The sequence below is a fragment of the Marivivens sp. JLT3646 genome, assembly GCF_001908835.1.
Taxonomy (GTDB): Bacteria; Pseudomonadota; Alphaproteobacteria; order Rhodobacterales; family Rhodobacteraceae; genus Marivivens; species Marivivens geojensis.
In genome coordinates this window covers 2,525,001-2,550,629 of the sequence record NZ_CP018572.1, presented here as the reverse complement: position 1 = coordinate 2,550,629, position 25,629 = coordinate 2,525,001, and the positions used below count along the sequence as shown (strand labels likewise).

The window sequence follows — 25,629 nt, the reverse complement described above, 5'->3', positions numbered from 1 at the left end:
CTACAAAACTGTGCGGCCCGCGCGAGTGGTCAAGCGAGATACCCTTCGAAAGTGATGTTATCCGCGATTTGTCGTGCGTTTTTCTCCTGCTCGGTGGAACGGATTGTCCAACACAGGATTTTTGCCCCCGTTTTGGCCAACTCCGATACCCGCCCGGCATCCAATTCATCGTACTGATGACTGATGAAGCAAGCGCCTGCCGTTTCATAATCAGGGATCTGTGCCAGCCGCTCGCGTGTGGCTTTGGGGATCGTGGGCCAATCTTCGGCAAGATAGTCGCAAGTGGTCAGGCCACGAGGGACATCGGGCAAGAGCTTCGCCATATGGGCCACGGAGTGTGGGTTGAACGACATGATCGCCACGGTACCTATGTAGTCCTTTAGCAGCGCCGCCGTCGCGTCTTCCAACGGGCCAACTTTGGGGCCAAGCGCACCATCCTGATCTTTAATCTCGATTAAGAGCGGTACGCGACCAGACACTTGTTCCAGAACCTCTGCAAGGGTTGGAATAGTGTCGTTGCCACCCGTCAGGGTGATCTGCGATAGCTCGGCTGCTGTTCGTTGGGCGACGGCACCCGTTTGATTTGTCAGGCGGTTCAGGGCGTAGTCGTGAAAGACCATCGGCACGCCATCTTTGGACAGTTGGAGATCGATCTCGATCCCGTAGCCCTTATCGATGGCGGCCTGAATGGCGCTGGGGCTGTTTTCAACCCGACCGGCCGCTTTGTCGTGCAGAGCGCGATGGGCGATAGGGCGGGTCAGAAAATCAGCCGGTAGCATTATGCGATCTCGAATACGGCGTCGATTTCGACAGCGACTCCCAAGGGCAGCGCAGCTACGCCCACGGCCGAACGCGCGTGACGGCCAATATCGCCCAATGCTTCGACGAGGAAATCAGATGCGCCATTCACAACCTTAGGCTGGTCGTGGAAATCGGGGGCTGACGCGACAAAGGCGTTCAGTTTCACAACGCGGACCAGGCGGTCGATGTCACCACCGCAAGCCGCTTTGAGCTGAGCGAGGAGTGCAATTGCGCAGGTCTTCGCTGCCTTAGCGCCATCTTCGACTGACATAGTGTCACCCAGACGACCCTTGATCAGCCCTTCGGGGCCGTTCGAGATTTGGCCAGACACATGCACAAGATTGCCCGACTGAACAAACGGGACATAGTTCGCAGCAGGAGCTGGTGCGTCGGGTAGGGTCACACCCAGTTCAGCGAGTTTGGTTTCGATGGTGCTCATAGTTCACTCCGGTCATCTGATTTGGCGCGACGCTAGCTTTGGTCGAGACGGGGTGCAATCGCTCTGATGTGATAAGGGGCGTAAAACTGCCGTTCTTAGGCTGACATGTTCACGTTACAGGATTGGTATGATACTAAGGGTTATTGTCTCCTTTGGGTCACGGTTAGAGCGTAGTTTCTAGTGGGCTGTTGGATTGTTTAGATTGGCGCTATTTGGTGCCGCAAAGACGTGAAACCAGAATCGATAAGCCATTGACCAAGTTATTGACGATCACTGCCGTGTCGGCTTCGCTTTTCCTTGTTGCTTGTTCGCAAGCACCCGAAGGTGTTGCGATCCATGACCCCTACGAAGCCACAAACCGCAAGGTGCATGAATTCAACGTTGGACTGGACCGCGCAATTTTGCGCCCCGCGTCCCGTGTGACCGCCGCAATGCCGATGGAGATCACTGGTCCCGTTACGAATTTCGCTGAAAACGTTGCTTTGCCCGGGATGATGGTAAACGGTGTTTTGCAAGGCGATATCAAAGGGTTCGGTACGAACTCGATGCGGTTTATCGTGAATACGATCTTTGGTATCGGTGGTTTGTTTGACCCTGCGGACGCAATTGGCCTTTACGAAGAAAAGACGGACTTTGGCGAAACGCTGTCGGTCTGGGGTGTGCCTGAGGGTGCGTATGTTGAATTGCCCGCGCTCGGCCCATCGACCGAACGTGATGCTGTCGGCGAGTTCGTGGATTTCTTTATCAACCCGCTTGGCAATTGGGTCCACGACGATGTGAAACCATACCTCCCTGCTGCGCGTGCTGCGGATATCGTGATCGCGCGGGGGCAGTTGGGCTCAACGATCGATTCCGTGTTGTATGAAAGCGCGGATAGTTACGCTCAGACACGGATTATTTACCTCGACAACCGTCGGTATGAGCTCGGAACTGTGGTACAGGACGCCTATATCGACCCATACGCCGATCCCTATTTCGATCCATATGAGGACCAGTAATGGCCACGCTTGTTACCCGTCGTTCCTTGTTTGCCGTTGCAGCCGCCGCAGCTGTGTTCCCTCATACCGCATTCGCGTTGAGCACAGCGCAGGCGACCACATTGGTCGATGCACTGGTTGGCGATATCAATAAGGTCATCGGTTCGGGTAAATCCGAGGCCGCGATGATCGCGGATTTTGAGACGATTTTTGACACCTACGCTGACGTGCCGATCATCGCTCGGACCGCATTGGGTGCGGATTGGCGTCGTGCTACCGATAGCCAGCGCGCAAGATTTGTTGCGGCATTCCGCAGTTATGTCGCGTCGAAATATGGCCGCAGGTTCCGTGAGTTCATCGGTGGCCGTATCGAGGTGCGCGAAGCTGCGACCGTTCCGAACGGCGTCGAAGTTCGCGCAATGGCAATTCTGCAAGGGCAGGCGCCGTTCGAGGTGAGCTTTGTGATTTCAGATGGCTCTGGTCGTCCGAAATTCATCAACCTCTTTATCGAGGGGATCAACATGATCACCTCAGAGCGCACCGAGATCGGTTCGATGCTCGACCGCCGTCGCGGTGACATTGATGGTCTGATTTCGGATCTGGAGGCACTGTGATGCGGGGCGGCCTGTTCGCCGCACTGATCATGATGCCAATGGTAGCTGCGGCTAATCCGTTCGATGGTGTTTACCGTCAAGTTGCGAATGCGGACTGCGGCTTGGTCGGCGTCGATGGTGGCGCGCTCAAGATTGCGGACAAAATCTTTTACGGCGTCGATATGGAATGCCGCATGACCCATCCGGTCAATGTGGTCGACATGGATGCGACGCTGTTCACCATGCAATGCTCTGGCGAAGCCGATATTTGGACCGAACGCGCCATGATCATGGATGCCAAAGACACCAACGGTATCATCATGGTCTGGAACGGCTATGCCTTTAAATACGAGCGCTGCCCCGAATAGGACACCGCTCGTCTTCCTTTAGAGATGTTTGTCGAAGGTCGCTTTTGCGCGGCCCCATACGTCCTTGTCGATCTGGTCCAAGGTCGCGAGGTGGGCGAACAGCTGTTCCGCGTAATCCTCTGCACTTTCACGAGGGAGCAACGAAGGAAGGTTGTCGATTGCCATAACGTCCAGCGGCGGATTGTCGTGCACGCGAATGATGGGTGCGTCCCAAGTGGTCGTGCGATCATAGACCTTGATCGGTGAAAAATCGCTCTCAGGATCGCACGCAATATCTCCAATCGCGCGGAGTTTGCGGGGATCGGTCGTTGTGCTGGCCGGCACAAAGACGGGTGTTCCTGGTTGTGCTAAGATGCAGTTAAAGAACAGGTCGTGGTCGAGAACTTCGGGGAACGGCCCGCCGCTTGCGGTTTCAGCCATATCCCATTTTGTGACGTGAATGCCTGCAGCCTCGCAGAGCGCTGCCGCACCCGACCCAACCCGACCCAACGCACCAATGATCAATGCAGTAGTTGGACGACCATTTAGTGCATCACGCACCGTATTCGCCATGTCTGTCGCACTCGAAAATGTAGTGACAGGCGAACATTCGGTAGGTTGCGCGGCTAGGGCCAGAGCGGTCACAGCTGCCCCTGCGTAGCCAGCCCAATAGCCAAATGCCGCGACACGTCGACCATCTTCATAGGTCAGATATTCAAGGTCGTAGAGCGTGCCGCCCCCTGCCTTGAAACGGTCTAGAAGAACACGCCCAGAGGGCTGACCCTTGTAGGCATGACCGAACATGATGTGACGATGATGCAGCGGCGTGCCCGTTTCGGGCAGCTCCTTTAGCCCGAAAATGATCGCATCGTGTGGTGCGGTTTCCCAAGACCCTTCAGGCGCGATGTCGCACCCAGTGCCGCTATATTCCGAAATTGGAATGACCCGCTGAGAGCTTTCTTCAACCGTGACTTTGAACCCTTTGGCCAAAAGGTCAGCGACCCCTTTTGGCGTTATACCAAACCGTTCTTCGTTCTGGCGCTGCTCAGCGCGGACCCAAAGGTGGACGTTAGAAATGAGTTCGGGCGTGGGCACGAGAAGAGGCCTCCAAATGGGGAATAGAATTAAACCCCGCTAGGATAGGCCCGACCGGAGAGACATGCACGCGATGAATTGACGTATTGAAGATTGGAAGCGTCATGTAAGCCATTCGCCGCGGATCGAGGTCGAGAAGATGACGCATGATCATCGCAATCACTCCGCCCGATGTGATGCAGAGCACGTTGCGTCCTGGCTGGAGCGCTTCATCCAGAATGCCGCTGACCCGATCTTCGAATGATTTGAATGTTTCGTTGCCCATGATTTCCGCGCGATGCCACGCCTCCATGACTTGCGGGACATGTTCAGCGAATCCATCGCCGTCAGGCATCGGGACACCGTGAACGTCTTCCATTGCACGACCGAGGTTGAAGTAATCCATCTCGTTCAGACGTGGATCAATCAGCGGGTCTGCGAACCCCATACCCGCCGCGGTTTCTTTGTGACGGCGCAGGCTCCCCGCGATGACCTGATCAAAGGCTTCACCTTGATCGCTGAACCAATCACCTAGCCATTCGGCTTGTTGATGGCCCAATTCCGACAGTCGGTCATAGTCTTCTTCAGTTTTCGCGTGCGAATTGGCCTGTCCGTGACGAATAAAGGTGATCGTGCCCATAAAAATCTCCGTACTCTGAAACGGAGGGGTAGGGGGCAGGCCTGCGAATGGCAAGTAAAGCTTCGGTAACAGTGGAATGTGAAAAACCGATATACCGCAACGTCTATAATTCAAATAACCATGTAAAACAGGGTAATTACGATGGTTTGGAAATTAAATGAACGCATGTTCAAAAAAACTAATTGACGGACCCGACCTCTCCGTTTCAGTATCCTAGCAAGACTCGGCCAATGTGTCGGGCACGCTGGAGGGAGACCAGCGAAGGGAGGATAATCTGTGACGAAATCATCTGCGCCTAGCGGGGCGCCGATCAATGTCCCGCAACTACTTGCACGGAACGTGGCTCGGTTCCCGAACAAAGCCGCCTACCGTGAAAAAGAATTCGGGATCTGGCAAAGCTGGACTTGGGCACAAGCTGCCGAAGAAATTGAAGCAATTGCGATGGGCCTTTTGGCTCTTGGCCTGAACAAGGGTGACTATGTTGCTCTTATCGGTCGAAATCGCCCCGCGTTCTATTGGTCTATGGTCGCAATCCAGAAGTGTGGGGCGGTTCCCGTTCCGCTCTATCAGGATGCTGTGGCCGAAGAGATGGCCTATGTTCTTGAGCATTGCGGTGCACGTTTTGTGATCGTTGGCGATCAAGAACAGGTCGACAAGGTTCTCGAGGTTCAAGAAACCGTCCATGGGATCGATGAGGTTATCTACCTCGATAAACGTGGGATGCGTAAGTACGACCATACGCACATGAACGCGTTGGATGATGTCGCAGCCGAAGGGCGCGCAGGTCACTACCGTTTCGAAGCTATTTTGAAAGAGCGTGAAGCGGAGCTGGATTACGACAGCACCTGCGTGATGCTCTATACTTCGGGCACCACGGGCAAGCCGAAGGGCGTGGTTCTGTCGAACCGCAACATTATCGAAACATCGAAAAACAGCGCTGATTTCGACCATCTGAAAGCAGACGACGAAGTGCTGGCTTACCTGCCGATGGCATGGGTCGGTGACTTCATTTTCTCGATCGGTCAGGCCATGTGGACAGGGTTCTGCGTGAACTGTCCAGAGAGCGCTGAAACGATGATGACCGACATGCGTGAAATCGGGCCGAGCTACTTCTTCGCTCCGCCCCGCGTGTTCGAAACCCAGCTCACGAACGTGATGATCCGTATGGAAGATGCGGGCGCTTTGAAGCGTAACATGTTCAAGCGCTACATGGACGTTGCGCGTCGCGTTGGTCCTGCGATCTTAGACGGCAAGCCTGTCAGCTTTGGCGATCGTTTGGCCTATGCGCTGGGCAATATTTTTGTCTACGGCCCGTTGAAAAACACGCTCGGCTTTAGCCGTGTTCGTGTTGGCTACACCGCGGGTGAAGCGATCGGTCCCGAGATTTTCGATTTCTACCGCTCGCTCGGCATCAACCTGAAACAGCTCTACGGTCAGACTGAGGCATCGGTGTTCATCACGCAGCAGCCCGACGGTGAAGTTCGTTCCGATACCGTTGGTGTTCCGTCTCCGGGTGTTGAGATTAAAATCGCTGACAACGGCGAAGTGTTCTACCGTTCCCCTGGCGTATTCGTGGAGTACTACAAGAACGCAGACAGCACCGCAGACACCAAAGACGCCGAAGGCTGGGTTGCAACTGGTGACGCGGGCTTCTTTGAAGATGGCTCTGGTCACCTGCGTATCATCGACCGCGCTAAAGACGTCGGTAAGATGGCTGACGGGTCTATGTTCGCGCCGAAGTTTGTTGAGAACAAGCTGAAGTTCTACCCGAACATCCTTGAGGCCGTTGTCTTTGGTAACAACCGTGATCGCTGCGTTGCCTTTATCAACATCGACCTAACGGCTGTTGGTAACTGGGCTGAACGTAACAACATCGCTTATTCGTCCTATCAGGAATTGTCGCAGCACCCGAAAGTGCTTGAGATGATCCGCGAGCACGTCGAAGAAGCGAACGCCAGTGTTGCGCAAGATCCGATGCTGGGTGGCTGTCAGATCCATCGCTTCCTTGTTCTGCATAAAGAACTGGACGCAGATGATGGCGAACTGACTCGCACACGTAAGGTGCGTCGTCGGATCATTGAAGAGAAGTTCGATGACCTGATCACCGCTCTCTACGACAACAAAGACAGCATCTACACCGAAACCGAAGTCACCTACGAAGACGGCCGCAAAGGCAAGATCAAAGCAACGCTCGATTTGCGCGATGCTAAGGTCCAGCCGGTCGCTCGTGCGATGGCAGCAGAATAAGAGGGAGGAGAGATCATGTTGGATGATACGGAATCCTATGTAACCGCTGACGGCCGCACGATTGGTGGTGTTGTTCTTGACCTTAAGAGCATCACCCTGCGTTTCGGTGGCGTAGAAGCGATCAAAAACATCAGCTTTGACATTCGCGAAGGAGAGATCCGCGCGATCATCGGCCCGAACGGCGCTGGTAAGTCGTCCATGCTGAACGTCATCTCGGGCTTCTATGTCCCGCAAGAGGGCGAAGTCTGGTTCCGCGGCGAGCGTCGCCCCCAGATGAAACCTTTTGAGGTGGCACAGCAGGGCATCGCACGGACCTTCCAAAACATCGCTTTGTTCGAAGGCATGTCGGTTCTCGACAACGTTATGACCGGTCGTCTGAACAAGATGAAAACGGGTCTTTGGTCTCAAGCGCTCTGGAAGGGCAAGGCCGAGCGTGAAGAGAATGAGAACCGCGAAGCCGTCGAAAAGATCATCGACTTCCTCGAAATTCAGTCGATCCGTAAAACACCAGTTGGTCGTCTACCCTATGGTCTGAAGAAACGCGTGGAGCTTGCTCGCGCACTGGCGGCAGAGCCGACCATTCTTCTTCTAGACGAACCGATGGCAGGTATGAACGTTGAAGAAAAAGAGGACATGTGCCGCTTTATTCTCGATGTGAATGACGAATTCGGCACCACAATCGCGCTGATCGAACATGATATGGGCGTGGTTATGGACCTGTCTGACCGCGTCGTCGTGATGGATTACGGCCGTAAGATCGGTGACGGAACCCCCGATGAAGTTCGCAACAACCAAGATGTGATCGACGCCTACCTCGGCGTTTCGCATGACTAAGGAGACACGTCATGGGTGCTGATTTTTACTACACGATAGAAGTTATCCTGAACGGCCTGATGGCTGGCGTTCTCTACGCTCTGGTTGCTTTGGGCTTCGTTCTGATCTTCAAGGCGTCGGGTATCTTCAACTACGCTCAGGGTGTTATGGCGCTGTTCGCGGCGCTGACCCTCGTGGGCATCATGGAAGGGCAAGTTCCTTTCTCACATCTGATCAACGCGGTCTTTGGAACGCAAATCCACGACTTCGGTTGGCATGTTCCAGCGCTGCTGGCGATCATTCTGACGATGGTTGTGATGGTCGGTTTTGCTTGGCTCGTTCAGAAATACATCTTCCGCCATCTCGTTGGTCAGGAACCGATCATTTTGTTCATGGCGACCATCGGCCTCGCTTACTTCCTCGAAGGCGTTGGCGACCTAATGTGGGGTTCTGATATCAAAACTCTTGATGTTGGCCTGCCGCAGGGTGCTAGCCTCTGGATCGAAGAAAACACTGCGTTCCTTGGTGGTGATGACTTCTACGGCTTCTTTATCGACCAACTCGACGTTGTAGCCGCAATCGTCGCGGCAATCCTTGTGGCTGTTCTGGTTATCTTTAGCCAATATACTAAACAGGGTCGTGCGATGCGCGCTGTGGCCGACGATCACCAGGCAGCACTGTCTGTTGGTATCTCGCTCAACTTCATCTGGGTTCTGGTATGGTCGCTCGCAGGTTTCGTAGCTCTCGTGGCTGGTATCATGTGGGGCGCGAAGTCTGGTGTGCAGTTCTCGCTGTCGCTCATCGCGCTGAAGGCTCTTCCGGTTCTCATGCTCGGCGGTTTTACCTCGATCCCTGGTGCGATCGTTGGTGGTCTGATCATCGGTGTGGGTGAGAAACTCTTTGAATACTCCGTCGGCCCAATGATTGGTGGCGCGACCGAGAACTGGTTCGCTTATGTTCTGGCTCTGCTTTTCCTCGTCTTCCGTCCGCAAGGTCTGTTTGGCGAGAAGATCATCGAAAGGGTCTGATCATGCAGAAACTCGTCGCAATCGTGAACGTAGTTGCATGGTCTGGGTTCTGGGCATTCGGCTACCTCGCAATGTCCGCAGACATTACGAACGGCGGACAAATGGTAACCGCGGCAATCCTTGCCTTCGTTGGGGCAGCAATTGGGGTCGCCGCATACTTCTGGCTGGTGCGTCATTCGGAAATGACCGGCTATTCAAAATGCAGCAATCAAGTGCCGCGTGAGCACCATCGTGAAGGAGGAATTGTCTGATGTTCTACCGTGAAGCAGGCGACTTTAAGACAAGCTACGGTGCGGATAACCAAACCTTCCCGATCAAGTTTGACCGTTATCGTTATTACGCTGTTCTGGCGATTGCCTATCTGGTGATCCCGTTCATCATCAACGACTACTGGGCAAACGCGCTGTTTGTTCCGTTCCTGATATACGCGATTGCTGCAATCGGCCTCAATATTCTGGTCGGTTACGGTGGCCAGGTATCGCTCGGTACGGGTGGTTTCATGGCTGTTGGCGCGTATGCGGCGTATAAGCTGATGACCGCTTTCCCTGACGTGAGCATCATGATCCACGTGATCCTCGCTGGTGGTGTCACAGCAATCGTGGGCGTTCTCTTCGGTCTGCCGTCTCTGCGGATCAAAGGGTTCTACCTCGCTGTGGCAACCCTCGCGGCGCAGTTCTTCCTTGTTTGGCTCTTCAACAAGGTGCCGTGGTTCTACAACTACTCGGCCTCTGGTCAGATCAACGCACCTGAGCGCACCGTGTTTGGCGTTCTTGTCACTGGCCCGAACACCGAAGCGTGGGCAAAATACCTGATCTGCCTCGTCTTCGTAACGGCTGCTGGCATCATTGCACGCAACCTGACCCGTGGTTCGGTTGGTCGTAAGTGGATGGCGATCCGCGACATGGACATCGCGGCAGAGATCATCGGTGTGAACCCGCTGACCGCGAAACTTTCGGCTTTTGCTGTGTCGTCCTTCTTTATCGGCGTATCGGGCGCATTGTTCTTTGCGGTTTACCTCGGCGCTGTTGAAGTTGGCGAAGCGTTCGGCATCAACAAATCGTTCCTCGTTCTGTTCATGGTCATCATTGGTGGCTTGGGCAGTATCTTTGGGTCGTTCGCCGGCGCTGCATTTCTTGTGCTGCTTCCCGTTGCGCTCAAGATTATTGGCGTCGACGTGTTGGGTTGGCCGACAGACATCGTGTCCCACTTGCAGCTCGTTATCGTGGGTGCCTTGATCGTGATCTTCTTGATCGCGGAACCGCACGGTCTTGCGCAGCTCTGGCGCGTTGCAAAAGAAAAACTGAGATTGTGGCCGTTCCCATACTAGGATGACCACATGCGGTGACGGGGGAAGGAGGAGCCCCCGCGCCCACTAAACGACCCGATAAATCGGGCACACTTAATCGGTAACCAACTTGGGAGGAATTAACCGATGAAAATGAAGAAAATTGCAGCACTGGCACTGACCAGCGCACTGGTTGCCGGCCCCGCGATGGCTGACCTTGTGTTCCCGTCGCTGTCCTACCGGACTGGCCCATACGCTGCGAACGGTATCCCGTTTGCGGATGGCTACATGGACTACTTCACCATGCTCAACGAGCGTGATGGTGGCATCGGCGGTGTTCGCATCGACGTCCCCGAGTGCGAAACTGGCTACAACACCGAAAAAGGCGTTGAGTGCTATGAATCGACCAAAGACATCGGCGCTGGCGCTCTGATCTATCAACCGCTGTCGACGGGCATCACCTACCAGCTGATCCCCAAAGTGTCGGCAGACGGCATTCCGCTCCACACCATGGGTTATGGCCGTACGTCGGCAATGGACGGCGCAACTTTCCCGTGGGTATTTAACTACCCTGCTAACTACTGGGATGGCGCATCCATCGCTATGAACCATATCATTGACCTTGAAGGCGGTAGCCTTGAGGGCAAGTCGATTGCGCTCGTCTACCACAACTCTGCATACGGTAAGGAACCGATCCGTACGCTCCAAGAGCTGTCCGCGCAGATGGGCTTTAAGCTAACTGAGATCCCTGTTGACCACCCAGGTCAGGAACAGAAGTCTCAATGGCTGCAAATCCGCCGCGAGCGTCCTGATTACGTCGTGATGTGGGGCTGGGGTGTTATGAACCAAGTCGCCATTCAGGAAGCGTCGAACATCAACTTCCCGATGGATCACTTCATCGGCGTGTGGTGGTCTGGCTCTGAAAACGACGTTATCCCTGCGGGTGCAGGTGCAGACGGTTACAAAGCCCTGAACATGCACGCAATCGGCACCGACTTCCCAGTCTACGATGACATCCAGGCCCACGTTGTTGACAAAGGTCTGGCGGCTGGTGCTGGCGACCAAATCGGCTCCGTTCTCTACTCGCGCGGTGTATACGCGGCGATGCTAGCGGCTGAAGCTGCACGCACTGCACAAGAGATCGCAGGTCATGGCGACATCACCGCTGCTGAGATGCGCGCAGGTATGGAAGCACTGTCCATCACCGACGCTCGCATGGAAGAGCTGGGTATGGCAGGCTTTGGTCCGGCATTTGACGTATCGTGCCAGAACCACGGTGGTCCGGGTCTCGCTTACATCCAACAGTGGGATGCAGACACCCAGACTTGGAGCCTCGTAACTGACCTGATCGCATCTGATCGTGAACTGATCGGTAAATTGGTGGAAGAAGACGCAGCTGCATACGCTGCCGAAAACAACATCACACCGGCCTGTAACTAAGCCAATACGGCGCGGGCGGGCCAATCTGCCCGCGCCATTCTGACCGAACGGAGTGCACATAAATGTTGGATGCAGGCAAAACCGAAACACTGCTTGAGGTGAACAACATCGAGGTGATCTACAATCACGTGATCCTCGTTCTCAAAGGTGTGTCGCTCACGGTTCCCAAAGGGGGCATCACAGCTCTTCTCGGCGGAAACGGTGCCGGCAAGACCACAACTCTCAAAGCGATTTCGAACCTTTTGCATTCCGAACGTGGCGAAGTCACCAAGGGAAGCGTCCAGTATCGCGGCGAAGCTGTGCATCAACTGTCGCCCGAAGATCTGGTGAAAAAGGGCGTCATTCAGGTGATGGAAGGCCGTCACTGTTTTGAACACCTGACCATCGAAGAGAACCTTTTGACAGGTGCATACACCCGTCGCGACGGCGGCTCCAAAGTCGCTGACGACCTTGAGATGGTTTATAATTATTTCCCGCGCCTCAAAACGCGCCGCAAATCACAGGCTGGCTACACCTCGGGTGGTGAACAGCAGATGTGTGCGATCGGCCGTGCGCTTATGAGCCGCCCTGAAACGATCCTGTTGGATGAGCCGTCGATGGGCCTTGCGCCGCAGCTCGTCGAAGAGATCTTTGAGATCGTGAAAGACCTTAACGAACGTGAAGGCGTTTCTTTCTTGCTGGCCGAACAGAACACCAACGTGGCGCTGCGTTATGCCCACCACGGCTATATTCTGGAATCTGGCCGCGTCGTGATGGAAGGCCCAGCTGCCGAACTGCGAGAGAACCCAGACGTGAAAGAATTCTATCTGGGCGTCTCCGAAGAAGGCCGCAAATCCTTCCGCGACGTGCGGTCCTATCGCCGCCGTAAGCGCTGGCTCTAAGCGCTTTGCGCGGCCTCGGCCTGCATCTCGGCCAAACGCGTAAGGGCTTCGTCCCGCGTGTTGCGAATGTTGGGCCGTGTGCCGCGGCTTTCGTGCCGCAGTCGGATGTCGGTCTCGGTTTCGCTGCCCACAGCAAACCGAACCGCCCCCAAGGCGCAGGTTTCACGAAACTGCCGCGCGCGCGCGTCGTATTGCACCCAAGCCGCAGACTGAATTCGCGTATCGTTGTAGTTCCACAAAACCCACCACGGTTGGCGAGTCTGGCGGATCAGTTCTTCGATCCAGTTGAAAATGTCGTTCACATCGCGCGAGTGTTCAAAGCTGATCCCATGCAGGTCGATTTCGCAAATCTGCTGAGCACGGTCGAAATGAACGCGTTTGACGATCTCGGGCTTTTGGTAGTTCGGCGATCGGAAAATACGTTCTCTTCGCTTCGACGGCAGGGACTTCAAGTAGGCGACGGCGTCGTCTCGCGAGGTAAAGTTCGTAGGATCATGCTGATCGGTGCCTCTCGTTTTGGCGACATGCGTGATGTTGAAGTCAGACATGTCGTAGTGGGCCAACCCCATCGCGTGATATTCTTTCATATCGGTGCCGCGCTTTGTGAAGGCGAACCAAGCATCGCCATCAATTCGGTAGTCAGTCGAATTCACCAAGAAAAACCAGAGCGGTTCACCCGTTTCCGCAAGCCGTTCTTCGACTCGATCAAAAAAAGCGTTCGCGTCACCAGATGTATGAAAATACAGCCCTTCGTAGACCAATTCGCAGATCATCAGCGCTTCATGCAAGATGATGCGGGTATCCAGTTTGTCCCCCGTGAAATCGGGGCCAATGGGCGGGAAGGTCTGCTTCATAAATCGTCCTGTCGTTTTAGCGATCATAACCGCATCACGAACGGCAGGAAATGGCCCAGTTTGAGGCGCCGTAATCGGCGCTATTGATAATCAACCCGCAGTTGGCCAAGCATGAGGACAGCTGCACCGATCAGGAGATGCAGAGATGAGCAGGTATTTTAGTGATTTGGAAACGCGGTCCGCTGCGGATCGTGCAGCAGCAATCGCCAAAGAGCTTCCTGAACAAATCCGCCGTGCGCAGGCGTTGCCAGCCTATGCGACCACTTTGGCCGATGTACCGGCTGACGAGATTAAATCGGTCGATGACCTCGCAGCTCTTCCGGTGACCCGCAAATCAGCCCTTGTTGAGGCGCAAAAACAGAACGCTCCGCTCGGTGGTTTCACGGGGCCGATTACAGGATTCGCGCATGTGTTCCAATCGCCGGGCCCGATCTATGAGCCGGGGAACACTAGCCACGATTGGTGGCGTATTGGTCGCTTCTTGTCTGCCGTCGGTATCGGAGAGGGTGACATCGTTCAGAACTGTTTCGGCTATCACCTGACACCGGCAGGTATGATCTTTGAAAACGGTGCGCGCGCAGTTGGCGCGACCGTACTGCCTGCGGGTGTTGGTCAAACGGAACTACAAGTGCGTGCGGCTGCTGATATTGGCACGACGGCTTATGCGGGCACGCCTGATTTCTTGAAAGTGATCCTCGAGAAAGCCGATGATATGGGCGAGACGCTGAAGATCACAAAAGCCGCGGTCTCTGGCGGCGCGTTGTTCCCGTCCTTGCGTCAGTACTACCATGATCGCGGCATCAAATGTCTGCAGTGCTACGCGACGGCGGACCTTGGGAACGTGGCATATGAGGCGATCGAGAACGACGGCCTGATTATCGATGAAGGCGTCATTGTTGAGATCGTCACCCCAGGGACGGGTGATCCTGTCGCTGTCGGCGAAGTGGGCGAGGTCGTGGTGACTTCGTTGAACCCTGACTACCCATTGATCCGTTTTGCAACGGGCGACCTGAGCGCGATGATGCCGGGGCAGAGTGCATGTGGCCGCACCAATACTCGTATCAAAGGGTGGATGGGTCGTGCCGACCAGACGACCAAAGTCAAAGGCATGTTTGTGCGTCCTGAACAGGTCGCGGCCCTAGTGGCAAAACATCCTGATGTGGCCCGTGCACGCGTCGTTGTGGACCGAGAAGGCGAGACGGATGTCCTCCATGTCTTGGTGGAAACGCTGGCTGGTAACGTGAACGAGATTTCACAATCGGTTCATGAGACGCTCAAACTAAAGGGGCGGGTCGAGATCTGCGCTATGGGGAGCCTTCCCCGTGACGGCATCGTGATCGAGGACCGCCGTAAATACGACTGATGAGGATTATATGCGCCGTTATCTACTGACCTCCGCCGCTCTTGCTGTCATGGCAGGGGTTACATGGGCCGATGATGCGGCGCTCCTCTTGGGGAACGATAGTTACGAGAGACTGGGATCGGTTGCGCGTGCGGCTGACGTGCTGGATGCTGCGAACGGACTGGAAGCCTTGGGCTTTAGCGTGACGTCGCTCCGCAATGGTCGGGTTGATACAACCGCAACATCGCTGGCAGAGTTCGCCGCGGAGACGGCAGAGGCAGACCGCATCGTTGTCGCGTTGTCTGGTCGGTTTGTGAGCGACGGGAAACGTACGTGGCTTTTGACAGCCGATGCGGCAGAGCCGTCGATTTTAACGCTGGGGTCGACGGCGGTCTCTGTCGACAGCCTGTTGGCGGTCATGGCAGGCGCAGCGGGCGAGGCCATTTTGTTGTTAGGCGTTGATGCAGAAGCTGCGAAATTCGATCCGTGGATTTCCACAGGTATCGGCGACTTGTCCATTCCGCAGGGCGTTACCGTGGTGTCGGGCTCCGTCCGCGACGTCGCATCCTTCGCAGACACGGTGCTAACCCAACCGCAGGAAGACATCGTTCCCTACTTTGAAGATTACGGCCTCACCGCCACCGGATACACACCACGCAGTCACGTGATCATGCCGATGCGACCGTCCGTTGTGCCCGTACCGCAAACACCGCAGGTGTCCGATACAGGGGCTGATGATGCCTTGTGGGAGGGTGCGCAGGCGTTGGATTCTGCGGATGCCTATCGCAATTACATTCGCCGTTTTCCGAACGGCAAACACATCGCAGATGCCGAACGGCTGATCAATGAGATCATGACCGAACCGAACCGTCAGGATCGGTTGATTGAAGAGGCTTTGGGCCTGAGCCGCGATGCGCGGCGTGAAATTCAGCGCGATCTGTCCCTGCTCGATTATAATACGCGCGGGATCGACGGGATTTTCGGGGCAGGGACACGGCAGGCCATCACGAATTGGCAGCAAGAGAATGGGTATTCTCAGTCGTCCTATCTGACCCAGGATCAAATTGCGCGTCTCGATGCGCAAGCTGCAAGACGGTCTGCTGAACTAGAGGCAGAAGCTGAACGCCGCCGTCGCGAGGCAGAGCTATTGGACCGAACCTATTGGGATGAAACGGGTGCGGTTGGTGATGAACCTGGGTTGAGAGCCTATCTTGATCGTTACCCTGATGGTGTCTTTGCCGAACTGGCCGCCGATCGGCTTGCGACAATCCAAGACGGCAAACGTCGTGCTGCTGAGGCGGCAGAAACGGCCGCGTGGGATCGGGCATCGGGCGTGGACGCGGTGGGTGCGTATCAAGAATACCTATCGGTTTACCCTGAAGGCGAGTTTGTGGGCGAAGCTCAGGCACGGATCGCCGCTTTGACCGAGGAACAAGAGATCGCGCCAGAGTTGGAGGCTGCACAGGCAGCAGAAGCTGCGCTCGAACTTAACGCCCTGACGCGTCGTCTGGTCGAACTTCGCCTTGGGCAGATGGGACTATCCCCGGGTGTGATCGACGGCACATTTGACGACGATACACGCCGTGCCATTCGCAGGTATCAAACCAATTCCGAAGTCGACGGGATCGGCTATCTGAATGAGGCAACTCTCGTGCGCTTGCTTGCCGACGCGGTTGGAAACCTCGGGCGATAAAAAAAGCCCCCGAGACGGGGGCTTTTTAGGTTTATCGTGCTGGAACGTAGCGTTCGATCACCATTCGAACTGGTGATCCAGCGCCGTCGCCATATTCCCCGACAGCCAGCAAATAGGTGCCTGTGGTGATCCGAGCTGTGACAAGCGGGTCCAATCCGTTGGTGTCATCGTTGTAGGCAATCTGCCGACCGAGGTCATCGAACAGCACTAGATATGGATCGCCCTCACCATTGACCGAGATCGCTTCGGCCAACACCAGACCTCCGTCATAAACGTCGAAACTATACCACGTTGCTGTCGCGCTGTTTTGCAGGTCTACCCGCTGGCGGGTTTTCAGTTCTCCGAGCGCGGTCACTGGATAGCTTCCGTCGAGCGGCGGTGCGGCTTCGGCGCGGTCATATAACCCACGCATGGCGGCCTCAACATCCAGTTCTTCTACGGTCAATGTGATCGGCAATGTGCTGTCCGACAGAGCCGTTAGCGCGATACAGTAATTGCCAGCTTCGAGCGGGTTCATCAGTTCCAGACGGGAGTTCAGGCCATCCCAGTCATCGTTCTCGTCGATGTATCCGCCGTCATTGCTGTACAGGGTGATGTAGGGGTCGGCATCGCTGTTCTCAGCGGTAATTACGACAGGCATCGCGGTATCAAGCGTGAAGCGCCAGTAAGGGGCGTCATTGGCTGTGCCTGTCATTGGGGTGCCAAATGGCAGTTGGTTCGCGAGGGTAGAAGAGTCGCAGTAAGTAGACCCGCCATCACCATAGCCGCCATCTGAGAAGCCAGTGGTGAGAGCTTCGTGTTCGTAGCGACCAACGCGGACAAAGCCCGTCATCGGGGCGGCGTCAAAACTCCGCATTGTAACGCAATAAGTGCCTGCATCCAATGTCAGTTCTGCTCGGGATGCGCCGTCGCCACCGGAATCATCATCCGATACCACCATCGCTCCAGCGGCATCATAAACGTCGATCACGGGGTCACCGCCCCCGCGACCTTGGGCTTCGATGCGGACATCGGTCGGTGCGCTGAGAGTAAACAAAGACACATAGTTATTACCGCCGAGCACTAGCGCCATCTGTTCTTGGAAATCGGCAGCGGTGGAAATATCTGATGCGGTTTCATCGCCGCCGATCCATTGGCCGTTCGACCCGATGCCGCCGCAGAAATCTTGGGCATAGGCCACGCCAGTCGTACCGACAGCCAAGCCTGCTCCCAATACGAGAGGTCTAAAGAAAGGTGTCATCGAATTACCCCGCACTGAAATGGATTTGACCAAATGGTAACGAGCAAGGTGGCGTCTGGCTGCAACTTAACTCTGCCACAGGTGGTTTTCCCGACCTCACGCGAGACAAAGAAAAAGGCCGCGTTCCTTTCGGAACACGGCCTCTAATCCGGTGTTGCTTCTATTAGCCCTGACGAGCTTTGAAGCGACGCTGCGTCTTGTTAATAACGTAGACGCGGCCCTTACGGCGCACGATGCGGCAATCGCGGTGGCGCTGCTTGAGCGAGCGGAGGGAGTTGCGAACTTTCATGGTTCATCTCCTAGTCGCGGCGCGGCGATTGCGCCTGTGTTTCGTTTAAGCCCGAAGGCCAGTGATTCCATGGTGGGCGGTACTGGGATCGAACCAGTGGCCACTACGATGTCAACGTAGTGCTCTACCGCTGAGCTAACCGCCCATGACCCTTGCATTTCTCATACGTCTTGAAAAAACAAGACGCGGAAATCCGCGTCGGGTGAGCGGCTCTATAAAAGGAGTCGGAGGGGGGATCAAGGGCTTTCGGTAAAACAGATTCATGCTCTATTCTATTTTTATAAGCCGGAGTGATGATGACCCTTACGCCCTTTGTCCTGAATGAGCCAGTAACGCGCACAACAAGCGTTGTTTTTGCGTCTCCGCACAGCGGAAAGGCGGATTTGGCGTTGTTCGGTGGGCAAGTGGTTTTAGACCATAAAACGATTCGGTCGTCCGAGGATGCGCACGTCGACCGTCTGTTTTCTAAGGTTATCGACTATGGTGCCCCGTTTCTGGTGGCGCAGGTGCCGCGAGCTTATGTTGATTTGAACAGAGCTGCAGACGAACTTGACCCTGCATTGATCGAAGGTGTGCGTCGAAACGTTCACAATCCGCGAGTCGGATCCGGGCTGGGCGTGATTCCGCGTGTGGTCGCAGGAGGGAGGTCAATTTACCGCGGGAAACTGACGTTAGAAGAGGCCCATTCGCGGCTTCAAACCTATTGGTATCCGTATCACGACAAACTGACGGCCCTCTTGGATCAGAGTTTTAGGTTATTCGGAGAATCGATCTTGATCGATTGTCACTCAATGCCGCGAGAGGCGCTGGATGCCGGGAGGAAGTCAGGCGAACGTCCCCATGTTGTGATCGGGGATAGGTTCGGCGCAGCAGCTTCGGCGCGGTTGGTGGATCAAATTGCAGCCGCGTTCGAAGGTCAGGGGCTACAGGTTGCCCACAACGCTCCATTCGCAGGCGCTTACAGTACGGTTGCCTATGGTCGTCCTGTTCGATCCCAGCACGCGGTGCAGGTGGAGATTGATCGTTCTCTTTATATGAATGAAGCGACGCTTGAGATTTTGCCGGAGTTTGACGAATTGCAGTCAAAACTCTTGGGAGCAGCGTCTGAGATCGCAGCGCTGGGATCACGTAAGCTTCCGTTGGCTGCCGAGTAGTCAGCGCAGAGAGCGTCCCTTTTTGATCGCATCGTCCCCAAATTTTGCGCGGATTTTGTCGGTTGCGCGTTCCGCGTTGGCCCTACGGCCTGCGTCTGGATCCAAGAGGTCCCCTTCGCGGTCTGCGTCACGGGCCGCGGTTAGGTCGCTTATACCGACGCCAATCAGCCGAAACGGACCTGTGTGGCCCGTCGCATCATAAAGTGACCGCGCGACGCGATAGATCGTGTCCGCCATTTGAGTGGGCTGATGAAGGCTCTGCCGTTTGGTGATTGTCTTGAACGCTTTGGTCTTTAGCTTCAGCGTCACTACGCGGCCTGCCTTGTCTTTTGCCTTGGCGCGCGCGCTGACTTGTTCGGATAGCCGCCAGAGGTGGCCGTCAAGCACGTCGGGGTCGGAGGTATCCTCAAAGAACGTAGTTTCCTTCGAGATACTTTTCACAGGTGCGTTCGGAGAAATACGCCTGAAATCTTCGCCACGCGCCAAATGAAAGAGCCGTTCGCCTGTCTGTCCGAACCGTTCCGTCAGTTGGTCTTTCTCCCAGCGATGCAGGTCGCCGATGGTATGAATACCTGCCTTGTCGAGCGAGGCTTGAGTGGCTGGGCCGATCCCCCAGATCAGTCGAACAGGTTTGGGTTTTAGGAAGTTTACGGTCTCCGCCCTACCGATCACCGAAAATCCACGGGGTTTGTCGAGGTCTGAGGCCACCTTGGCGAGAAATTTGTTGTGAGATAGGCCGATTGATCCGCTGAGGCCCAATTCTTCTTTCATACGTTTGGTCAAACGAGCCAGCATAATCGCCGGTGGCGCGCCATGTAGTCGGGCGGTTCCAGTTAGGTCTAGGAATGCTTCGTCCAACGACAAGGGTTCGATCTGCGGTGTGAGTTCATCCATCAGTGCACGTACCGCACGGGAGGCTTCGGCGTAGGCCTCCATCCTAGGTCGGACAACCACCGCGTCAGGACAGAGCTTGAGGGCCTGAAACATCGGCATCGCCGAACGGACGCCTCGTATTCGGGCAATATAGCAAGCCGTGGAGACGACACCGCGTTTGCCGCCGCCAATGATAACGGGTTTGTCCCGAAGCTCTGGATTATCCCGCTTTTCGACGCTGGCGTAAAAGGCATCACAGTCCATATGCGCGATCGACAAATCCCACAGTTCGTCGTGCATCACGACGCGCGGACTGCGGCATGATGGGCAGCGCGAGCCGCTATCGAACTGAGTGAGGCAATCTTTACAAAGGGCTGGCATCTGGATGCTTCATGGCTATCTTTGCAGTATAGCCTTTCACCGATCCGAAGGGCCAGCGGAGCGGTTATGTTTGACGATAGTTTTGATGGCGCAAAAGTTGCGATCCTGCGGGGCAACGATGTGCTCGTTATTCGTCGAGATGATAAGCCCAATATTCCGTGGCCAGATTGCTGGGACTTCCCGGGCGGCGGTCGTGAATACGGCGAAACACCGTTTGAGACGGCACAACGTGAAACTCTAGAAGAAGTCGGTTTGACCCTCGCTGAACACCGCGTGTTCTACCACAGCCAACAGCCTGGACCCTCTGGCGATACCGTGCATTTCTTTGCGGTTCTTTGGGGAGATTTGACCGAGGCAGATGTAACCTTTGGCGGAGAGGGGCAGGAATGGCGGTTTATGCCAGTTCAAGCTTTCCTTGATTCGCCTGATGCGATCCCATCGTTGCAGGTCAGGTTTCGGATGGCTCTCACGACATTGTACTAGTCCCTTCCGGCTGTGGGGTTGCCAGAAGGGACCAGTGCGCCGCTAGGAAGCGGGGATCACGCTTGCGGCACTGGTCCTGATACGAATGTCGTCAAAATTTCCGGCGCGGGTTTATGCCAAAAAGTATCGGACATTCCCAAAGCCTGACGCACCAGTCCCATTTGGACCTGATCACGTTCTAGGCCGCGTGGGCCTTTGAATAGGCAGGGATAGCGATATGTGCCTTGATCGCGTTGCACGTCGACGCGGGCCTCATAGGCGCCAATGGCGTCATTATAGTAAATTTCACCTAGGGTCAGGACCCATTGATTTCCCTGGGATGGCGTGATTCACGGTCCGAAAAACGAGCGGTGAACATGTCTGATCTGTTTTGGCTGACCGACGCCCAGATGGCGCGTCTTGAGCCCTTCTTTCCGAAGTCCCACGGCAAGCCACGCGTCGATGACCGACGTGTGCTGAGTGGGATTATCTTCATCAATCGCAATGGCTTGCGGTGGCGGGATGCCCCCACCGCCTACGGTCCGCACAAAACGCTCTACAACCGTTGGAAACGATGGAGCGACAAGGGTATCTTCGCGCGAATGATGGCCGGTCTGTCTGCCGAGCACGGCGAGACGAAGACCGTGATGATCGACGCGACGTACCTCAAGGCCCACCGAACAGCGACCAGCTTGGGCGTGAAAAAGGGGGGCGTGGACGCCTGATTGGTCGGACGAAGGGCGGCATGAACACCAAATTGCACGCTATCTGCGACAGCCAGGGCCGACCGCTGAACCTCTTCGTGACGGCTGGGCAAGTCAGCGACTACATTGGCGCACGGGCATTGTTGAGCAGCTTGCCGGATGTTGATTGGCTGCTTGGTGACCGTGGCTATGACGCCGACTGGTTCCGGGAAGCGTTGAAAGACAAAGGGATACGCGCCTGCATCCCTGGCCGCAAACAGCGCAAGACCACCGTGAAGTATGACAAGCGCCGCTACAAACGGCGCAACCGGATCGAGATCATGTTTGGCAGGCTCAAGGACTGGCGCCGGGTGGCAACCCGCTACGACAGATGCCCGAAGGTCTTCCTCTCAGCAATCGCCCTCGCAGCGATCGTCATTTACTGGCTATGAGTCCTGACCCTAGAGTGATGGTCTGCATCACACGTCTCCGTTAACACAACTCAAACGATACTCGTCTTTCGCATAACGGTATCAGAATGAAATGATTGGACGAAGCTACCCAGTGGAGCAAACCGCCTGTCGCGGTTGGTGATGCAACTTATACGTTAGGTTAGGGGCGCGGCGACCTCAGGGGTGAAAGCGCCGCGCTGTCAGTGCACTACGGTCACACTTTGAGCGCGGCTGCGATCTCTGCGTTGACGGCTTCCGCCGCTGCGCGTGGGTTTTCGGCCGTCCAGATCGGGCGGCCTACAACAACGTGGTCCGAGCCATTCGCGATGGCTTCGCCCGGGGTCATAACGCGTTTTTGGTCGCCCAACGCGGAACCCGCAGGACGAACGCCAGGGGTGACGATGAGTTTGCCAGCGGCCTCGGGCAAAGCGCGGATCAACGCCGCCTCGTGCGGAGAAGCGATTACGCCGTCGGCGCCCGCTTCCATTGCGCGTGCTGCGCGTTCCGTCACGATGTTGGCAACTGTGCCGTCTTTGTAGCAAGACGCATCGAGGTCAGCACGATCGAGTGATGTTAGAACAGTCACAGCGAGGATTTTGAGGTCTTTGCCTGCGGCACCTTCTTTGGCGGCGCGAACAACGTGCGGGTCGCCGTGAACTGTCAGGAAATCCAGATCGAATTGTGCAATGCCACGAACGGCAGCTTCGACCGTTGCGCCGATGTCAAAGAACTTCATGTCGAGGAAAACGCGTTTGCCATATTCCTGCTTTAGCTCGTTCGCGAGGGCCAAGCCGCCACCAGTGAGCATGCCAAGGCCAATTTTGTAAAACGACCCTGCGTCGCCCAATTCTTTGGCGAGCTCGAGGCCTTGAATGACGTTCGGGACATCGAGGGCAACAATCAGGCGGTCGTTAGACATGGGAAAGCTCCTTGAGGGTAGGTTGGCCTCTCTTGGGCCTCACCTTTCGCTATGTCAAGGAATGGGCTTACGGCTTGGCTTGTTTGTGCATGTCTTTTGGCTTCGCTTTAGCTGGAACCTCTGCCAAGTCGGCAAGCGTTTTGTCGTAGGCCGCGATAATCAGGCGGCCTTTTGGACTGATGTGATCAATTTGACCCATAGCACGCCCCTACCTTTGCGGTACCTTGAGAATAACGGCAGACAGTAGGGGTAGTCTTAGCTGGCGCGTCGTAAAAAATCGCCGAATTTCGAGCGCTGAAATCTTGCAAGATGCGCGACTGCTCACCATCTTATTAGCGAAGGCCCGATACGATCCGTGCCGCTCAGTGGGCGGATCAACTTTGCGGGTGCTTAGAGAAGGAGAACTGCGATGAACTTAGAGAAGTTCACGGAGCGGTCGCGCGGCTTCATTCAAGCGGCGCAAACGATCGTAATGAGAGAGAGCCATCAACGGCTCGCCCCCGAACATGTGTTGAAAGCTTTGCTGGACGACGATCAAGGTCTGTCCGCGAACCTCATTGCAGCTGCCGGCGGCAATGTGGCGGCCGTTGTTGAAGCGAATGACCTTTCGCTCACCAAGATGCCAAAGGTGTCGGGTGATGCTGGTCAGGTATATCTGGACAGCGCGACAGGCAAGGTTTTGTCCGAGGCTGAAACGCTTGCCCAAAAGGCAGGCGATAGCTTTGTTCCCGTGGAACGCATTTTGACCGCGTTGGCGATTGTAAAATCTGCCGCTGCTGATGCGCTGAAAGCTGGGAAAGTGACGGCGCAGGGCCTGAACGCAGCTATAAATAATGTACGCAAAGGCCGGACTGCTGACAGTGCGTCTGCCGAAGAAGGCTATGACGCGCTCAAGAAATATGCGCGTGACCTGACTGAAGCGGCAGAGCAGGGTAAAATCGACCCGATCATTGGGCGCGACGAAGAGATTCGCCGGTCGATGCAGGTGCTGTCCCGTCGGACGAAGAACAACCCGGTTCTCATTGGTGAACCAGGTGTTGGTAAAACAGCGATTGCAGAAGGCCTCGCCCTTCGGATCGTGAACGGTGACGTGCCTGAATCCCTGCGTAACAAAAAGCTACTCGCGCTCGATATGGGTGCGCTGATCGCCGGTGCGAAATATCGCGGTGAATTCGAAGAACGCCTCAAGTCGATTTTGAAAGAGATCGAAGCCGCCGCTGGTGAAATCATTCTCTTTATCGACGAAATGCATACGCTCGTCGGGGCAGGGAAGTCGGACGGCGCGATGGATGCGGCCAACCTGATCAAACCTGCGCTTGCGCGTGGTGAACTGCATTGCGTTGGTGCGACGACTCTCGATGAATATCGCAAGTATGTAGAGAAAGACGCGGCTTTGGCGCGGCGGTTCCAACCTATTCAGGTTGAGGAACCGACAGTCGAGGATACGATTTCGATCCTGCGCGGTATTAAAGAGAAGTATGAGCTGCACCACGGCGTTCGTATCTCGGACTCCGCTCTGGTCGCTGCGGCAACACTGTCGCACCGCTATATCACGGATCGCTTCCTGCCGGATAAGGCCATCGACCTCGTGGACGAGGCCGCAAGCCGTTTGCGTATGGAAGTAGACAGCAAGCCAGAAGAGTTGGATGCGTTGGATCGTCAGATCCTTCAAATGCAGATCGAGGCGGTCGCTCTTGAGAAAGAGGATGACGACGCGTCGAAGACACGTTTGGACAAGCTGCGTCAGGAACTCTCGGATCTGCAGGAAAAAGCGGACGCCATGACTGCCAAATGGCAGGCAGAGCGGGATAAGCTGGAAGGTGCGCGTGCCCTGAAAGAAAGGCTCGACAAAGCGCGGGCTGATCTGGAAATCGCGAAACGCGAAGGCAACCTCGCGAAGGCGGGTGAGTTGTCTTACGGCGTTATTCCGCAGTTGGAACGTGACCTGTCCCAAGCTGAGGCACTGGAAGGTGAACAAATGGTCGAAGAGGCCGTTCGCCCTGAGCAGATCGCCGAAGTTGTGGAGCGTTGGACGGGCATTCCGACCAGCAAGATGCTGGAAGGTGAGCGTGAAAAGCTGCTGCGCATGGAAGATGGACTACATAAACGAGTCATCGGACAGAAAGCTGCGGTTCGTGCTGTTGCGAATGCTGTTCGCCGTGCGCGTGCGGGTCTGAACGATGAAAATCGTCCTCTTGGGTCGTTCTTGTTCCTCGGGCCGACGGGCGTTGGTAAAACCGAACTGACCAAAGCCGTTGCCGAGTTCCTCTTTGACGATGACAACGCGATGGTCCGTATCGACATGTCCGAATTTATGGAGAAGCACGCGGTTTCTCGTCTGATCGGCGCCCCTCCGGGCTATGTCGGCTGTGATGAGGGCGGTGTTCTGACTGAAGCGGTTCGTCGTCGTCCTTATCAGGTTGTCCTCTTTGACGAGGTCGAAAAGGCGCACCCTGATGTGTTCAACGTGTTGCTGCAGGTTCTCGATGATGGCGTTCTGACCGATGGTCAGGGCCGCACCGTGGACTTTAAACAGACCTTGATCATTCTGACTTCGAACCTCGGGGCGCAGGCTTTGAGCCAGTTGCCAGATGGTGCGGATGCAGGTCAGGCCAAACGTGATGTGATGGATGCGGTGCGGGCACACTTCCGCCCCGAGTTCCTGAACCGTCTGGATGAAACGATCATCTTTGACCGTCTGGGCCGTGCGGATATGGGCGGT

General features: G+C 55.7%; 26 protein-coding genes and 1 tRNA gene (1 of these 27 cut by a window edge). 16 read left to right on the top strand and 11 right to left on the bottom strand.

The window, feature by feature from the left end; all coding sequences use genetic code 11:
- Positions 1-29: 29 nt before the first annotated feature.
- Positions 30-779, bottom strand: coding sequence for a glycerophosphodiester phosphodiesterase family protein (locus BSK21_RS12725; RefSeq protein WP_067547156.1), 750 nt, complete (start codon positions 777-779; stop codon positions 30-32).
- Positions 779-1,240: a RidA family protein gene (locus BSK21_RS12720; RefSeq protein WP_067547153.1), complete on the bottom strand. Its 462-nt coding sequence runs from the start codon at positions 1,238-1,240 to the stop codon at positions 779-781. Before BSK21_RS12720 ends, BSK21_RS12725 begins: the two co-directional genes overlap by 1 nt.
- Before the next feature lie 251 nt (positions 1,241-1,491).
- On the opposite strand from BSK21_RS12720, the gene BSK21_RS12715 reads away from it, so the two are divergent.
- Genes BSK21_RS12715 through BSK21_RS12705 form a run of 3 tightly spaced genes read left to right on the top strand, consistent with a single transcriptional unit; the run spans position 1,492 to position 3,178 of the window.
- On the top strand, positions 1,492-2,238 hold the full coding sequence (locus tag BSK21_RS12715) for a VacJ family lipoprotein (protein ID WP_231924720.1): 747 nt from the start codon (positions 1,492-1,494) through the stop codon (positions 2,236-2,238).
- Positions 2,238-2,831, top strand: coding sequence for a phospholipid-binding protein MlaC (locus tag BSK21_RS12710; protein ID WP_067547150.1), 594 nt, complete (start codon positions 2,238-2,240; stop codon positions 2,829-2,831). Before BSK21_RS12715 ends, BSK21_RS12710 begins: the two co-directional genes overlap by 1 nt.
- Positions 2,831-3,178, top strand: a complete 348-nt coding sequence (locus BSK21_RS12705) for a hypothetical protein (RefSeq protein WP_067547147.1) — start codon at positions 2,831-2,833, stop codon at positions 3,176-3,178. Before BSK21_RS12710 ends, BSK21_RS12705 begins: the two co-directional genes overlap by 1 nt.
- Before the next feature lie 18 nt (positions 3,179-3,196).
- Here the strand turns inward: BSK21_RS12705 and BSK21_RS12700 are convergent, their stop codons facing one another.
- Together BSK21_RS12700 and BSK21_RS12695 are read right to left on the bottom strand one after the other, a co-directional pair.
- The gene (locus BSK21_RS12700) at positions 3,197-4,252 is read right to left on the bottom strand and encodes a saccharopine dehydrogenase (RefSeq protein WP_231924718.1); all 1,056 of its coding nucleotides are present in this window, start codon (positions 4,250-4,252) and stop codon (positions 3,197-3,199) included.
- Complete coding sequence (locus BSK21_RS12695; protein ID WP_067547145.1) at positions 4,227-4,871, bottom strand: histidine phosphatase family protein; 645 nt, start codon at positions 4,869-4,871, stop codon at positions 4,227-4,229. Before BSK21_RS12695 ends, BSK21_RS12700 begins: the two co-directional genes overlap by 26 nt.
- A gap of 276 nt (positions 4,872-5,147) precedes the next feature.
- Between BSK21_RS12695 and BSK21_RS12690 the strand changes: the two genes are divergently transcribed.
- The 7 genes from BSK21_RS12690 (at position 5,148) to BSK21_RS12660 (ending at position 12,565) form a co-directional block, all read left to right on the top strand.
- Positions 5,148-7,118, top strand: coding sequence for an AMP-binding protein (locus BSK21_RS12690; protein ID WP_067547141.1), 1,971 nt, complete (start codon positions 5,148-5,150; stop codon positions 7,116-7,118).
- A gap of 15 nt (positions 7,119-7,133) precedes the next feature.
- The gene (locus tag BSK21_RS12685) at positions 7,134-7,952 is read left to right on the top strand and encodes an ABC transporter ATP-binding protein (RefSeq protein WP_067547138.1); all 819 of its coding nucleotides are present in this window, start codon (positions 7,134-7,136) and stop codon (positions 7,950-7,952) included.
- 11 nt (positions 7,953-7,963) lie between these two features.
- Complete coding sequence (locus BSK21_RS12680; RefSeq protein WP_067547135.1) at positions 7,964-8,959, top strand: branched-chain amino acid ABC transporter permease; 996 nt, start codon at positions 7,964-7,966, stop codon at positions 8,957-8,959.
- Positions 8,960-8,961: 2 nt separating this feature from the next.
- Complete coding sequence (locus BSK21_RS12675; protein WP_067547125.1) at positions 8,962-9,210, top strand: hypothetical protein; 249 nt, start codon at positions 8,962-8,964, stop codon at positions 9,208-9,210.
- The gene (locus BSK21_RS12670) at positions 9,210-10,286 is read left to right on the top strand and encodes a branched-chain amino acid ABC transporter permease (RefSeq protein WP_067547122.1); all 1,077 of its coding nucleotides are present in this window, start codon (positions 9,210-9,212) and stop codon (positions 10,284-10,286) included. Before BSK21_RS12675 ends, BSK21_RS12670 begins: the two co-directional genes overlap by 1 nt.
- Positions 10,287-10,391: 105 nt before the next feature.
- Positions 10,392-11,684 carry an ABC transporter substrate-binding protein gene (locus BSK21_RS12665; RefSeq protein WP_067547119.1) on the top strand — a complete coding sequence of 431 codons (1,293 nt, stop codon included), beginning with the start codon at positions 10,392-10,394 and terminating at the stop codon, positions 11,682-11,684.
- Positions 11,685-11,746: 62 nt separating this feature from the next.
- Entirely contained in the window at positions 11,747-12,565 is an 819-nt protein-coding gene (locus BSK21_RS12660; protein WP_067547116.1) for an ABC transporter ATP-binding protein, read from the top strand.
- On the opposite strand, the gene BSK21_RS12655 is transcribed toward BSK21_RS12660, so the two are convergent.
- The gene (locus tag BSK21_RS12655; protein ID WP_067547113.1) at positions 12,562-13,419 is read right to left on the bottom strand and encodes a hypothetical protein; all 858 of its coding nucleotides are present in this window, start codon (positions 13,417-13,419) and stop codon (positions 12,562-12,564) included. The genes BSK21_RS12660 and BSK21_RS12655 overlap by 4 nt on opposite strands.
- A 145-nt stretch (positions 13,420-13,564) precedes the next feature.
- Here BSK21_RS12655 and BSK21_RS12650 point away from each other — a divergent pair, with 145 nt between their 5' ends.
- Together BSK21_RS12650 and BSK21_RS12645 are read left to right on the top strand one after the other, a co-directional pair.
- On the top strand, positions 13,565-14,782 hold the full coding sequence (locus BSK21_RS12650; protein ID WP_067547110.1) for a phenylacetate--CoA ligase family protein: 1,218 nt from the start codon (positions 13,565-13,567) through the stop codon (positions 14,780-14,782).
- A gap of 10 nt (positions 14,783-14,792) precedes the next feature.
- On the top strand, positions 14,793-16,454 hold the full coding sequence (locus BSK21_RS12645; RefSeq protein ID WP_067547107.1) for a peptidoglycan-binding domain-containing protein: 1,662 nt from the start codon (positions 14,793-14,795) through the stop codon (positions 16,452-16,454).
- A gap of 31 nt (positions 16,455-16,485) precedes the next feature.
- Here BSK21_RS12645 and BSK21_RS12640 read toward each other — a convergent pair whose 3' ends face one another.
- From BSK21_RS12640 to BSK21_RS12630, 3 genes are all read right to left on the bottom strand, one after another.
- Positions 16,486-17,655 (bottom strand): DVUA0089 family protein, encoded by a 1,170-nt coding sequence (locus tag BSK21_RS12640; protein ID WP_231924716.1) that lies wholly within the window; start codon positions 17,653-17,655, stop codon positions 16,486-16,488.
- Positions 17,656-17,857: 202 nt separating this feature from the next.
- Positions 17,858-17,983, bottom strand: coding sequence for a type B 50S ribosomal protein L36 (gene ykgO, locus BSK21_RS12635; protein WP_008231708.1), 126 nt, complete (start codon positions 17,981-17,983; stop codon positions 17,858-17,860).
- Between the two features lie 70 nt (positions 17,984-18,053).
- Positions 18,054-18,128, bottom strand: a tRNA-Val gene (locus tag BSK21_RS12630).
- 151 nt (positions 18,129-18,279) lie between these two features.
- Between BSK21_RS12630 and BSK21_RS12625 the strand changes: the two genes are divergently transcribed.
- Positions 18,280-19,137 carry an N-formylglutamate amidohydrolase gene (locus BSK21_RS12625; protein ID WP_067547104.1) on the top strand — a complete coding sequence of 286 codons (858 nt, stop codon included), beginning with the start codon at positions 18,280-18,282 and terminating at the stop codon, positions 19,135-19,137.
- On the opposite strand, the gene BSK21_RS12620 is transcribed toward BSK21_RS12625, so the two are convergent.
- Positions 19,138-20,391 (bottom strand): DNA polymerase IV, encoded by a 1,254-nt coding sequence (locus BSK21_RS12620; protein ID WP_067547101.1) that lies wholly within the window; start codon positions 20,389-20,391, stop codon positions 19,138-19,140.
- Between the two features lie 66 nt (positions 20,392-20,457).
- On the opposite strand from BSK21_RS12620, the gene BSK21_RS12615 reads away from it, so the two are divergent.
- Positions 20,458-20,874 (top strand): NUDIX domain-containing protein, encoded by a 417-nt coding sequence (locus tag BSK21_RS12615; RefSeq protein WP_067547098.1) that lies wholly within the window; start codon positions 20,458-20,460, stop codon positions 20,872-20,874.
- A gap of 356 nt (positions 20,875-21,230) precedes the next feature.
- Positions 21,231-21,988, top strand: a protein-coding gene (locus BSK21_RS12600) for an IS5 family transposase (RefSeq protein ID WP_156529556.1) whose coding sequence is annotated in 2 segments (ribosomal slippage) — positions 21,231-21,552 and positions 21,552-21,988 — 759 coding nt in all. Because the reading frame shifts where the segments join, the coding sequence is not laid out codon by codon here.
- 214 nt (positions 21,989-22,202) lie between these two features.
- On the opposite strand, the gene pyrF is transcribed toward BSK21_RS12600, so the two are convergent.
- Both pyrF and BSK21_RS16235 read right to left on the bottom strand, forming a co-directional pair.
- On the bottom strand, positions 22,203-22,907 hold the full coding sequence (pyrF, locus tag BSK21_RS12595; protein WP_067548638.1) for an orotidine-5'-phosphate decarboxylase: 705 nt from the start codon (positions 22,905-22,907) through the stop codon (positions 22,203-22,205).
- A 67-nt stretch (positions 22,908-22,974) separates the two neighbouring features.
- Positions 22,975-23,106, bottom strand: coding sequence for a hypothetical protein (locus tag BSK21_RS16235; RefSeq protein WP_301547024.1), 132 nt, complete (start codon positions 23,104-23,106; stop codon positions 22,975-22,977).
- Positions 23,107-23,316: 210 nt separating this feature from the next.
- Between BSK21_RS16235 and clpB the strand changes: the two genes are divergently transcribed.
- Positions 23,317-25,629 carry the 5' portion of an ATP-dependent chaperone ClpB gene (gene clpB / locus BSK21_RS12590; RefSeq protein ID WP_067548635.1) on the top strand. It continues 303 nt past the right edge of the window, so 2,313 of the gene's 2,616 nt are visible here — the first part of the coding sequence; its start codon is at positions 23,317-23,319; its stop codon lies off the right edge, out of view.